This window comes from Paracoccus sp. TRP, assembly GCF_000185925.1.
Taxonomy (GTDB): domain Bacteria; phylum Pseudomonadota; class Alphaproteobacteria; order Rhodobacterales; family Rhodobacteraceae; genus Paracoccus; species Paracoccus kondratievae.
Map to the genome: position 1 here is coordinate 1 of NZ_AEPN01000065.1, position 11,783 is coordinate 11,783.

The 11,783-nt window shown below is 67.6% G+C and carries 9 protein-coding genes; 7 read left to right on the forward strand and 2 right to left on the reverse strand.

Going from position 1 to position 11,783, the window contains the following annotated elements:
* Positions 1 to 24 precede the first annotated feature (24 nt).
* Positions 25 to 1,371, reverse strand: coding sequence for an ATP-dependent RecD-like DNA helicase (locus tag PARACOCCUSGL_RS20975; protein WP_237701580.1), 1,347 nt, complete (start codon positions 1,369 to 1,371; stop codon positions 25 to 27).
* A gap of 390 nt (positions 1,372 to 1,761) precedes the next feature.
* Positions 1,762 to 2,073, reverse strand: coding sequence for an L-lactate permease (locus PARACOCCUSGL_RS0118480; RefSeq protein WP_010400159.1), 312 nt, complete (start codon positions 2,071 to 2,073; stop codon positions 1,762 to 1,764).
* A 478-nt stretch (positions 2,074 to 2,551) separates the two neighbouring features.
* On the opposite strand from PARACOCCUSGL_RS0118480, the gene acs reads away from it, so the two are divergent.
* The 7 genes from acs (at position 2,552) to PARACOCCUSGL_RS0118515 (ending at position 11,413) form a co-directional block, all read left to right on the forward strand.
* The gene (gene acs, locus PARACOCCUSGL_RS0118485) at positions 2,552 to 4,507 is read left to right on the forward strand and encodes an acetate--CoA ligase (RefSeq protein ID WP_010400160.1); all 1,956 of its coding nucleotides are present in this window, start codon (positions 2,552 to 2,554) and stop codon (positions 4,505 to 4,507) included.
* A gap of 103 nt (positions 4,508 to 4,610) precedes the next feature.
* Positions 4,611 to 4,868, forward strand: a complete 258-nt coding sequence (locus tag PARACOCCUSGL_RS0118490; protein WP_010400161.1) for a DUF4212 domain-containing protein — start codon at positions 4,611 to 4,613, stop codon at positions 4,866 to 4,868.
* A 10-nt stretch (positions 4,869 to 4,878) separates the two neighbouring features.
* Positions 4,879 to 6,690 carry a sodium:solute symporter family protein gene (locus tag PARACOCCUSGL_RS0118495; RefSeq protein ID WP_010400162.1) on the forward strand — a complete coding sequence of 604 codons (1,812 nt, stop codon included), beginning with the start codon at positions 4,879 to 4,881 and terminating at the stop codon, positions 6,688 to 6,690.
* Between the two features lie 59 nt (positions 6,691 to 6,749).
* The gene (locus PARACOCCUSGL_RS0118500; RefSeq protein WP_010400163.1) at positions 6,750 to 8,561 is read left to right on the forward strand and encodes a DUF294 nucleotidyltransferase-like domain-containing protein; all 1,812 of its coding nucleotides are present in this window, start codon (positions 6,750 to 6,752) and stop codon (positions 8,559 to 8,561) included.
* 7 nt (positions 8,562 to 8,568) lie between these two features.
* Positions 8,569 to 9,066: a hypothetical protein gene (locus PARACOCCUSGL_RS0118505; RefSeq protein ID WP_010400164.1), complete on the forward strand. Its 498-nt coding sequence runs from the start codon at positions 8,569 to 8,571 to the stop codon at positions 9,064 to 9,066.
* On the forward strand, positions 9,066 to 9,437 hold the full coding sequence (locus tag PARACOCCUSGL_RS0118510) for a response regulator transcription factor (protein ID WP_010400165.1): 372 nt from the start codon (positions 9,066 to 9,068) through the stop codon (positions 9,435 to 9,437). The genes PARACOCCUSGL_RS0118505 and PARACOCCUSGL_RS0118510 overlap by 1 nt, the downstream gene beginning before the upstream one ends.
* Positions 9,431 to 11,413: a 3'-5' exonuclease gene (locus tag PARACOCCUSGL_RS0118515; protein ID WP_010400167.1), complete on the forward strand. Its 1,983-nt coding sequence runs from the start codon at positions 9,431 to 9,433 to the stop codon at positions 11,411 to 11,413. Before PARACOCCUSGL_RS0118510 ends, PARACOCCUSGL_RS0118515 begins: the two co-directional genes overlap by 7 nt.
* Positions 11,414 to 11,783: the final 370 nt, after the last annotated feature.

Sequence of the window (11,783 nt, forward strand, 5' to 3'; positions counted from 1 at the left end):
GGCTTCGCCATTTGTCAACATGACCTAGTGCTGGGTCATGACCGGGATGACCACGGCCGGATACTCGGACCCCTGGCTCTTGTGGATCGTCGCCGCATAGGCGGGGACCAGCGTGTCGAGTTCGCCAAAGAGGAAGGTCACCGTCCGGCCGTCGAAATCCACGGCAACTTCCCCATCGTCGAGATCGACATCCTCGATCATGCCGATGTCGCCGTTGTAGACGTCCTTGTCGTACTCGTTCTCGATTTGCATCACCTTGTCGCCCGGTGCGAAGACCCAGCCGAAGCGCTCGACTTTCTTGTCGCCAGCGGGGTTCAGCGCAGCCTGCAATTCGACGTTGAGGGATCGAGCGCCAACGCCGCCACGGTTCATCGGGCAGAGGACCTGGATGTCCTTGATCGGATCAAAGCCGAACCGCTGCGGGATGCGCTTGGCGACCAGCTCGACGATTCGCGGCACCGCCTGCTCCGGATCCGCCGCCGGCACGAAATAGAAATCCGCCTCGCCATCGGACTTGCCAAGATCGGGCAAGTGCCCCGCATTGATGGCATGTGCCATGGTGATGATCTTGCTCTGGGCTGCCTGCCGGAACACCTCGGTCAGTCGTACCACAGGCACGGCGCCAGAGCCGATGATGTCGGCCAGCACCTGGCCGGGGCCCACAGAGGGCAGCTGATCAATGTCGCCGACGATCAGCAGCGTCGCGTTGCTAGGCACCGCCTTCAGGAGCGACTGCATCAGCAGCACATCGACCATCGAGCTCTCGTCGACGACCAGCAGATCGCAATCGAGCGGGTTCTCGTCATTGCGTTTGAAGCCGAAGGCTTTCGGGTCGAATTCGAGCAGCCGATGGATGGTCTTGGCTTCCATGCCGGTGGCTTCGGTCATGCGTTTGGCCGCGCGGCCCGTGGGCGCGCAGAGCAACAGCTTCACAGCCTTCGCAGCCAAAATGCGCAGGATCGAGTTCACGATCGTCGTCTTGCCCACCCCGGGGCCACCGGTGATCACCATCAGCTTCGAGCGCAGCGCCAGCCGGATCGCCTCGGCCTGGCTGGCAGCAAGAGTGAAGCCTGTCTTCTGCTCGATCCAGGGCAGGGCCTTGTCCGCATCGATCTCGGGCCAGGGCAGGGCGCCCGCGCGGATGCGCCTGACATGCTCGGCGATCCCGCGCTCGGCCAAATACAGCCCGGTCAGGAAGGTGCAGTCCGCGTCCCGGACGCGATCGGCGGTCACGGTCTCTTCGGCCAGTTCCTCTTGCAGCGCGCTGTCGATCAGGGGGGCAGGGACCTCGAGCAGCTTGCCCGCGAGGCCGATCAGCTCGGCGCGCGGCAACCCGCAATGCCCTTCGATGCCATAACCTTCTTTCAGCATTTGGCCGATCATTGGACGATTGCCCCCTTTCCCGGGTTCGAAATGCAATCGGCAGTCAGCAGCTCGCGGCCGAGGGGTGCCAAAGCCTCCGATGATCCGGGCTCCGTTGCCCTGTCGGGAAATTCATCACGGACATCGCAAGTCTTGCTGCGAGTATGTGCCTGCATCGCACATCTCCTGTCAGAAACGGGTTCAACCAGTCTCCGTAATCAGGGAGGAAGTCCCTGGGCGCACGCAGCACACGCCTTGCTGACAAGATTGCGATGCCGCCGGGTGGATCAAGGGGCAGGGGGCAAAACCAGGCTATGAGCCTTACCCGTGATCGCTCCGTGCGACGGATTCCCGTTTCGAGCGGACATCCCGCGGCGGCCGACCACATCTGGTTGCCGGTCAGCCCGCCCTGCACCACGGAATAGCCATGGGGATCAGGGTCTCGCGGATGATCGCGTGCTTGCGGTCGGCCAGCCCGACGGTGCCCGCGCCCGCCGCCGCCAGGCCGATCTGTTCGGCGGTCGAGCATTGGAAGAGCGAGAACATCATGTTGCTGACCGTGTTCGAGCCGGCGACGAAGGCGCCCATGGCCCTGATCAGCGGCGCGAATATCGGCCAGGCATCGCCCACCACGGACGAGACACCCTGCGCCAGCACGATGGGCAGGCTGGCATGGCTGTCCGAGGCCGAGTTCAGGAACACCTGCACCATCGGCACGGCGAGCAGCAGCGGCCGATGCGCCCGCGATCATGGTCGTGCCCATGACCTCGTCCGGCCCGGCGCGCAGATCGGCAGGGCGGTGACGGGATAGGCGACCAACTGGCCGATTTCGCCAGCGCCACCGGCCGCGTGAAGACCGTGGCGATGGGCCGCTGGGCCAGGGACCGGCGGGTGCCGGAGGGCGCGTTCTGTCGGCAGGCGGCGCTGCCTCCTGGAGGGATCAAGCCGCCGTCGCGGACAGGAGGATGGCTCCCAGGTCACTGTGCCGACCGGCGTGTAAAATATTTACATTCCAGATATGCTCGTTGTCAAATTATTAACAAAACTCCCTTTATAAATAAATACTTAACACGAAAGCGGCGATCTGGTTAACATTGTGCTCGAGCTTTCCCGCGGCCGCCCAGGAGGGGGCATTTCGGCATGACGCTGCGGGCAAGGGGAAATGATGCGATCGCTGTGAGGGGGAGCCATGAGCATTGAATCGATTAAGAAACATCCTGTTCCGGCTGGTTTTGAGGCTGCGCTGGTCACGCCTGGGGACTATGCGCGGCTCTATGCCGAATCGATCTCGGATCCGGCTGGGTTCTGGGGGCGCGAGGGGCGGCGTCTGGACTGGATCCAGCCCTATAGCCGGGTGAAGGACACCGATTTCACCCTGGGCCAGGTCTCGATCAAATGGTTCGAGGACGGGATCCTGAACGCCTCGGTCAATTGCATCGACCGCCACCTGCCCCGGCGCGCGACCCAGACCGCGATCATCTTCGAGCCGGATGACCCGAACCAGCCCGCCCGCCACATCACCTATGCGGAACTGTCGGACAAGGTGAACCGCTTTGCCAACGTGCTCCTGTCCCAGGGGGTGATGCGCGGCGACCGGGTGGTGATCTACCTGCCGATGATCCCCGAGGCCGCCTATGCCATGCTGGCCTGCGCGCGCATCGGCGCCATCCATTCCATTGTCTTCGCCGGCTTCTCGCCCGATGCGCTGGCCAACCGCATCAACGATTCGGGCGCCAAGCTGGTGATCACCGCCGACACCGCGCCGCGCGGCGGCCGCAAGACGGCGCTGAAGTCGAATACCGACGCGGCGCTTCTGCATTGCTCGGACCGGGTGCGCTGCCTGGTGGTCAAGCATACCGGCGACCAGACCAGCTGGATCGAGGGGCGCGACGTGGACGTGTTGAAGCTGATGGAGGAGGTCAGCCCCGACTGCCCGCCGCGGCCGATGGGGGCCGAGGATCCGCTGTTCATCCTCTATACCTCGGGCTCGACCGGCAAGCCCAAGGGCGTGGTCCATACCACCGGCGGCTACCTGCTTTATGCGGCGATGACGCATCAATACGTCTTCGACTACAAGGACGGCGACGTGTTCTGGTGCACGGCCGACGTGGGCTGGGTGACCGGGCACAGCTACATCGTCTACGGCCCGCTGGCCAACGGCGCCACGACGCTGATGTTCGAGGGGGTGCCGACCTGGCCCGATGCCGGCCGCTTCTGGGCGGTGTGCGAGAAGCACCGGGTCAACCAGTTCTACACCGCGCCGACCGCGATCCGGGCGCTGATGGGGCAGGGGCCGGAATGGGTCGAGAAGCACGACCTGTCGAGCCTGCGGGTTCTGGGCACGGTGGGCGAGCCGATCAACCCCGAGGCCTGGGTCTGGTATGACAAGCATGTCGGCAAGGGGCGCTGCCCGATCGTCGACACCTGGTGGCAGACCGAGACCGGCGGCCACATGATCACCTCGCTGCCGGGCGCGATCGAGACCAAGCCGGGCTCGGCGACGCTGCCCTTCTTCGGGGTCAAGCCGGTGGTGCTGGATCCGCAGAGCGGGGTGGCGCTGGACGGCGACGGGGTCGAGGGGGTGCTGTGCATCGCCGACAGCTGGCCGGGTCAGATGCGCACGGTCTGGGGCGACCACCAGCGGTTCATGGAGACCTATTTCCAGCAATATCCGGGCTATTACTTCACCGGCGACGGCTGCCGGCGCGACGAGGACGGCTATTACTGGATCACCGGGCGGGTGGATGACGTGATCAACGTCTCGGGGCACCGGATGGGCACGGCCGAGGTGGAATCGGCGCTGGTTGCGCATGAGAAGGTGGCCGAGGCGGCGGTGGTGGGCTATCCGCATCCGCTGAAGGGTCAGGGCATCTATGCCTATGTGACGCTGATGAACGGGGTCGAGCCCAGCGACGGGTTGCGCGCCGAGCTGGAGAAATGGGTGCGCACCGAGATCGGGCCGATCGCCAAGCCGGACCTGATCCAATGGGCGCCGGGCCTGCCGAAGACGCGTTCGGGCAAGATCATGCGCCGCATCCTGCGCAAGATCGCCGAGGACGATTTCGCCGCCCTCGGAGACATCTCAACCCTCGCTGACCCAAGCGTCGTCGACGAACTCATCGAAAACAGGATGAACCGCGCCTGAAGACGGGCGCGGGAAATGCCTCCCCGCCCTTCCGCCGGGCGCCGGGGGGCGCAAATCCCAAAGGCGGAGCGCGAGACATCTGAAAAGGGAGGAAACGAAGGACATGAGTGACAGACAATCGTCAAACGCATATTGGCAGGCCAATCTGAAGCTGATCTGGCTGTGCATGATCATCTGGGCCCTGGTGTCCTATGGCTTCGGGATCGTCTTGCGGCCCTTGCTGGCGGGCATTTCGGTGGGAGGAACCGATCTGGGCTTCTGGTTCGCGCAGCAAGGCTCGATCCTGGTCTTCATCGTGCTGATCTTCTTTTATGCCTGGCGCATGAACAAGATGGACGCCGAACACGGCGTGGAGGAGTGAGGAGCATCCCATGAGCCAGTTTACCCTCAACCTCCTTGTCATCGGGGCATCCTTCGCGCTTTACATCGGCATCGCGATCTGGGCCCGCGCCGGTTCCACGGCCGAGTTCTATGCCGCCAACCGCGGCGTCAGCCCGGTCATGAACGGCATGGCCACGGCGGCCGACTGGATGTCGGCGGCCTCGTTCATCTCGATGGCGGGCCTCATCGCCTTTACCGGCTATGACAACTCGACCTATCTGATGGGCTGGACCGGCGGCTATGTGCTGCTGGCGATGCTGCTGGCGCCCTATCTGCGCAAGTTCGGCAAGTTCACGGTGCCGGAATTCATCGGCGACCGCTTCTATTCCGGCACGGCGCGGATCATCGGCGTGATCTGCCTGCTGATCATCTCGATCACCTATGTGATCGGCCAGATGACCGGCGTCGGCGTGACTTTCTCGCGCTATCTGGAGGTCTCCAGCTCGACCGGGCTGTGGATCGGCGCGGCGCTGGTCTTCGTCTATGCCGTTCTGGGCGGGATGAAGGGCATCACCTATACCCAGGTGGCGCAGTATATCGTGCTGATCATCGCCTATACCATCCCGGCGGTGTTCATCGCCCTGCAGCTGACCGGCCATGTGCTGCCGCAGACGGGACTGTTCGGCACGCATGACGCCTCGGGCGCCAAGTTCCTGGCCAAGCTGGACCAGGTGGTGACCGACCTGGGCTTCCGCTCCTATACCGGGCACCATAACTCGACGCTGGACATGGTACTGTTCACCATGGCGCTGATGATCGGTACCGCGGGCCTGCCGCATGTCATCATCCGCTTCTTCACCGTGCCGAAAGTGGCCGATGCGCGCAAATCGGCGGGCTGGGCGCTGGTCTTCATCGCGCTGCTCTATACCGTCGCGCCCGCGGTGGGCTCGATGTCGCGCTTCAACCTGACCGCGACCATGTGGCCGGGCGCCGAGACGGGCGAGACCTTCAGCCAGCCGGCCGTGTCGCTGGAGGACATCCAGAACCGCGAGGACTTGAACTGGATGCGCAACTGGCAGCTGACCGGCCTGCTGAACTGGGAGGACAAGAACGGCGACGGCCTGATCCAGTACTATAACGAGGCCGGGGCGGCGAACGAGCCGCTGGCCACGGTGATCGCCGAGCAGGGCCTGCAGGGCAACGAGCTGACCACGGTGAACAACGACATCATGGTCCTGGCCAACCCGGAAATCGCCAACCTGCCGGGCTGGGTCATCGCCATCGTCGCCGCCGGCGGCCTGGCGGCGGCGCTGTCCACCGCGGCGGGCCTGTTGCTGGCGATCTCGGGCGCGGTCAGCCACGACCTGATCAAGGGCGCGATCAATCCCGGCATCAGCGAGAAGGGCGAGCTGTTCGCGGCCCGCGTCTCGATGGCGGTGTCGATCCTGGTCGCCACGATCCTGGGCCTGAACCCGCCGGGCTTTGCCGCGCAGACGGTGGCGCTGGCCTTCGGCCTGGCGGCCAGCTCGATCTTCCCGGTGCTGATGATGGGCATCTTCTCGACGCGCATGAACAAGGAAGGCGCGATGGCGGGGATGCTGGCCGGGGTCATCTCGACGCTGGTCTATATCTTCACCTACAAGGGCTGGTTCTTCATCTCGGGGACCAACATGCTGCCCGATACCGCGGATGCCTGGCTGTTCGGCATCTCGCCGGCCTCGTTCGGCACCATCGGCGCGGTGATCAACTTCGCGGTGGCCTATCTGGTGTCCGCCGCCACCAAGGAGCCGCCCGCCGAGGTGCGCGACCTGGTCGAGTCGATCCGCGTTCCGCGCGGCGCCGGCGCGGCGCAGGCGCATTGACGAACAGTCGCGCCCCCTCGCGGGGCGCGGCCTTTCCGCCGTTCGGCAGGGCAGGGACCATGAACGACATCGCCGCATTCATCGCCACGGTTCATCCCTATGACAGCCTGCCGCAGGACGAGCTGGCGCGGGCCGCGGCGGCCTTCAAGCGCAGGGACTATCCGGCCGGCGGCGTGATCTATCGCCGCGGCGACCGGCTGGCGGGGCTTTACCTGATCGAAAGCGGCCGGGTCCGGGTCTCGGATGCCGCGGGGGATTCCGTTTCCGAGCTGATGGCGCGCAACTCCTTTGGCGAAAGGGGGCTGCTGCGCGACGGCGTGGCAGTCACCACTGCGACGGCCATCGAGGATTCGACCGTGCTGATGCTGCCCCGCGCCGAATTGATGCGGCTGATCGGCAGCCATCGTGCGGTTGCACGCTTCTTCGACCGCAGCGGCCTGCCCGGCAGTCGCGAAAGCGATCTGGCGCTGCTGAAGGTCGGCGACCTGATCGGGCGGCGGGCGCCGCTGACCTGCACGCCCGAGACCCCCGCCATCGAGGCCGCCCGCGCCATGCGCGATGCTCGCGTCAGCAGCATCGGCGTGCTGGACGGGGAGCGGCTGGTCGGGCTGGTCACGATCCGCGACATCTCGAACCGCATCGTCGCCGAGGGGCGCGACGTGAACGTTCCCGTCGCGCAGGTGATGACGCCCGATCCGATCACGCTTTCGCCGGCGGAGCTGGGCTATGACGTGCTCAACATCATGCTGGAGCGCCGCATCGGCCATCTGCCGGTGGTCGAGAAGGGCCGCTTCGTCGGCATGGTCAGCCAGACCGACCTGACGCGGGTGCAGGCGATCTCGGCCTCGGCGCTGATCCGCGACATCGCGCAATCGGGGGATGTCGCCGAGATGGCGGCGGCCACCGCACGCATTCCCGCATTGCTGGTGCAGCTGGTCAACGGTCATCACCGGCACGAAACCATCACCCGCATGATCACCGACATCGCCGATGCCGTGACCCGGCGCCTGCTGGTCATGGCCGAGGCGCGGCTGGGGCCGCCGCCCGGCCCCTGGCTGTGGGCGGCCTGCGGCAGCCAGGGGCGGCAGGAACAGACCGGCCTGTCGGACCAGGACAATTGCCTGATCCTGGGTGACGATTGCGACCCGGAGGATCCCTGGTTCGCGGATCTGGCGCGCTTCGTTTGCGATGGGCTGAATGCCTGCGGCTATGTCTATTGCCCCGGCGAGATGATGGCCGTCACCCCGCGCTGGCGCCAGCCGCGCCGGGTCTGGCGCGGCTATTTCCGCGACTGGATCGCCCATCCCAGCCCCGAGGCGCAGATGCTGGCCTCGGTCATGTTCGATCTGCGCGCCATCGGCGGCGATGCCGCGCTGCTGGAGGGGCTGCAGGCCGAAACCCTGGGGATGGCGGCGAAGAACTCGATCTTCGTGGCGCATATGATCTCGAACGCGATGAAGCACCGCCCGCCTTTGGGGCTGATCGGCGGCTTTGCCACCGCGCGCACGGGCGAGCATCGCAACCAGATCGACATGAAGCTCAGCGGCGTCGTGCCGGTGGCGGACCTGGCGCGCATCTATGCGCTGCAGGGCCAGCTGGCGCCCGTCAACACCAGGGCCCGGCTGGTCGAGGCGCAGGCGGCGGGCATCATCTCGGGCAGCGGCGCACGCGACCTGATCGCGGCCTATGACCTGATCCAGACCACGCGGCTGGAAAACCAGGCCGCGCAGATCCGCGCGGGCGAACGGCCGGGCAACCATCTGTCCCCCGCCGCGCTGCCCGATTTCCAGCGCAGCCATCTGCGCGACGCCTTCGTGGTGGTGCGGGGGATGCAATCGGCGCTAGGCCACGGCAAGGGAATGTTGGGATGAGGGGCATATGACCGGGATCGGGGTCGAATTGCTGGGCGTGATCGCGGTCGGCGTGGGCGCGGCGGCGCTGCTTTATGCCGGGATGCACCTGCTGCGCAAGCTGGGGCTGGCGCCGGCGCGCTGGCTGCTGCCGGCGGGCATCGGCCTGGCGATGGTCGGCTATGCGGTCTGGAATGACTACGCCTGGTATGACCGGGCGGTCGCCCGGTTGCCCGCGGGTGCGCAGATCCTGCTGGTGGGTCGCGACAGCCAGCCCTGGGCGCCCTGGACCTATCTGGCGCCGGTGGTGATCCGCTTTGCCGCCCTCGATCCCGCCGGCATCTCGGAGACCGCCGAGGGCACGCGCCGGGCCGGAATCACGCTGGTCGAGCGGCGCGGCCCGACGCTGGTCGTGCCGCAGGAATTCGATTGCGCCAAGGGGCTGGTCCGGCCGGCGCGCGGCGCATGGTCGCCGCCGGGCCCCTCGGACCCGGCCTATTCCGTCGTCTGCGGAGGAGGGGGATGATGGCCAGCATCTTGGTGGTCGAGGATGAGGACAATATCGCCACCGCCCTGGATTTCCTGCTGTCGCGCGACGGCCACAAGCACCGCCGCATGGCCACGGGCGCCGGCGCGGTCGACGAGATCCGCGCCAGCCATCCCGATCTGGTGCTGCTGGACGTGATGCTGCCCGATGTCTCGGGCTACCAGATCGTGCAGGACGTGCGGGCCGATCCGGCGCTGAACGACGTGCGGGTGCTGTTGATGACCGCGCGCGGCTCGGTGGTGGAGCGCCGCAAGGGGCTGGCGCTGGGGGCGGACGGTTTCATCGCCAAGCCCTTCGAGCTGTCCGAGCTGCGGGCGGAACTGGCGCGGCTCCTGGGCGGGCGATGCTGACGCGGCTTTCGCTCCGGCTGCGGGTGCTGCTGATCTTTGCGGGGCTTGCGGCAGCGATCCTTGCGGCCTTGGCCGTGGCGCTCTGGGTGGCGGGGGCGGGCCTTGCGGGCCGGGGCGTCCCGGTCCAGGTGATGCTGGACGCCCTGGTCCAGGCGGCGCTGATCGCGGGCTTCGGCGCGCTGGGGATGGTGGTCTGGATCTGGTTCCTGTTCGACCGCAACGTGGCCCGCCCGATCGAGCTGCTGGCCGGGGGCTTGCGCACCGGTCAGGCGCCCGAGATCGAGGAGGCCCGCTATCTGGCCGATCTGGGCCCCGCCGCCCGCGATGCCGCCGAGGCGCGGGCGCGTTCGGCCGAGGCGCTGGCCGATGCCATCGCCGAACATGCCGCCGACCTGCAGCGCGAAAAGGCGACGCTGGAATCCATTCTCGCCGATATCGGCGCCGGCGCGGTGATGACCGATCCGGCCGGCCGGGTGATGTTCTACAACGCCTCGGCCGCGCATCTTCTGCCCGGCATCGCGCTGGACCGCCCCATCGAGCGCCACCTGCCCGGTGGCGCGCTGGAGGCCGGTGCGGCGCGGTTGGCGGCGGGGGCGGCGGCGACCGACCTGATCTGCCTGAGCTCGGCCGGGCAGCGGCTCTGGGGGCGCATGCGGCGCATCGATGGCGGCACGCTGCTGATCCTGAACGACCGCCCGCCGCAGCGCCCCGCGCCGCGCGACCTGCTGGAGACTCTGCGCCGCCATGCCGCGACCCTGGTGCCGATGCTGGGTGCGCTGGAGGGTCCGATCCCGCCCGCGCTGGCCCAGGCGATCCGGGCCGAGGGGCAGGGGCTTGCCAATGCCCTGCGCGCATTGACCGAGGCGATGAGCGGCGATGCCCCGCGCGGAGGGGCGGGGCTGAACGAGCTGGCCGCCGGGCTGGATCCGGCGCCCGACCTGCCGCCGCGGCTGATGCTGATGGCCGATGCGGCCGGGGTGAACGGGCTGCTGCGCCATCTGGACCGACGCCTGCGCGAACAGGGCGCGACCCCCCGCCTTGCCGCTGAGGTTGAGGCCGAGGCCGAGGCGTCCGAGGCGCGGCTCTTGCTGCTCTGGACCGGGGCGCCGCTGCCCATGGACCGGCTGGAATCCTGGCTGGCCGAGCCGCCCGACCCGGCGCAGCCCGAACTGACCGGGCACGAGATCCTGGCGGCCCATGCCACCGGCATCTGGACCGAGGCGCGGGACGGCCAGGCGCGGCTGGTCCTGCCGCTGCCCATCGCCTCGCACCGGCCGGACCGCGCCGGGCTGACCTATGACTTCGCCCTGGCGCGACGCGGCGCGGCCTCGTCGCGGCTGGCCGACCTGACCTGCGTGGTCTTCGACACCGAGACGACCGGCCTTGATCCCGCGACCGACCGCATCGTGCAGATCGCCGGGCTGCGCATCGCCCGCGGCCGCCTGACCGGCGAGCGTTTCGACACGCTGGTCAATCCCGGCCGGCCGATCCCGCCCGCCTCGACCGCCGTGCATGGCATCACCGATGCGATGGTGGCCGATGCTCCCGACATGGTCACGGCGCTGACCGCCTTTCGCCATTTCACCGAGGACGCGGTGCTGGTCGCCCATAACGCGCCCTTCGACATGGGCTTCCTGCGCCGCGCCGCGCCCGAGACCGGGGCGCATTTCGACAATCAGGTGCTGGATACGATCCTGCTTTCGGCGATGCTCTGGGGCCAGTCGGCGCCGCATTCGCTGGATGCGCTGACCGAGCGGCTGGGCATCGTCATCCCGCCCGAGGAACGTCACACCGCCATGGGCGACACCCGCGCCACGGCCGAGGCCTATCTGCGGCTGATCGCGGCGCTGGAGGCGAAGGGGCTGGAGCGGTTCGAGGACATAATGGCCGAGGCCCGCCGCCACCGCCGCCTGATCGATGACGCGAACAGGCCTGCGGGTGACGCCGCATCCGGCTCCGGCCCGTCCGCAGGCTGACCGCGCGGCCCCTGCGCGGCCATGGGGAATGCATTCCCGCCGGCCGGATCGGCGGAACGGACAGGCCGCGCCGGCCCGCTCCGCTGCGGCCCGTTCCGCTGCGGCGCGGCCGGGTCAGGCAAGCTCTCGCCGCTCTCCGAGCAGACCCTTGACGATGGTCGAGGCGGGAATGCCGGGGAGGTTGGGGCTCTTCGGTATCGCCCACCGACAGCAGGGGGCGGATGCGGCCTTCCTTGCAGGCGCCCATGGCCAGGGCCGGGGTGAGGAAGCCCGGCTGATTTCGGACGAGACGGGGCGAGGTGACGCGGAATCAAGATGAAGTCGCGTCCTTCCAGGTCTTTCGGCGGCATTGCCAAGTTGGGTGATTGTG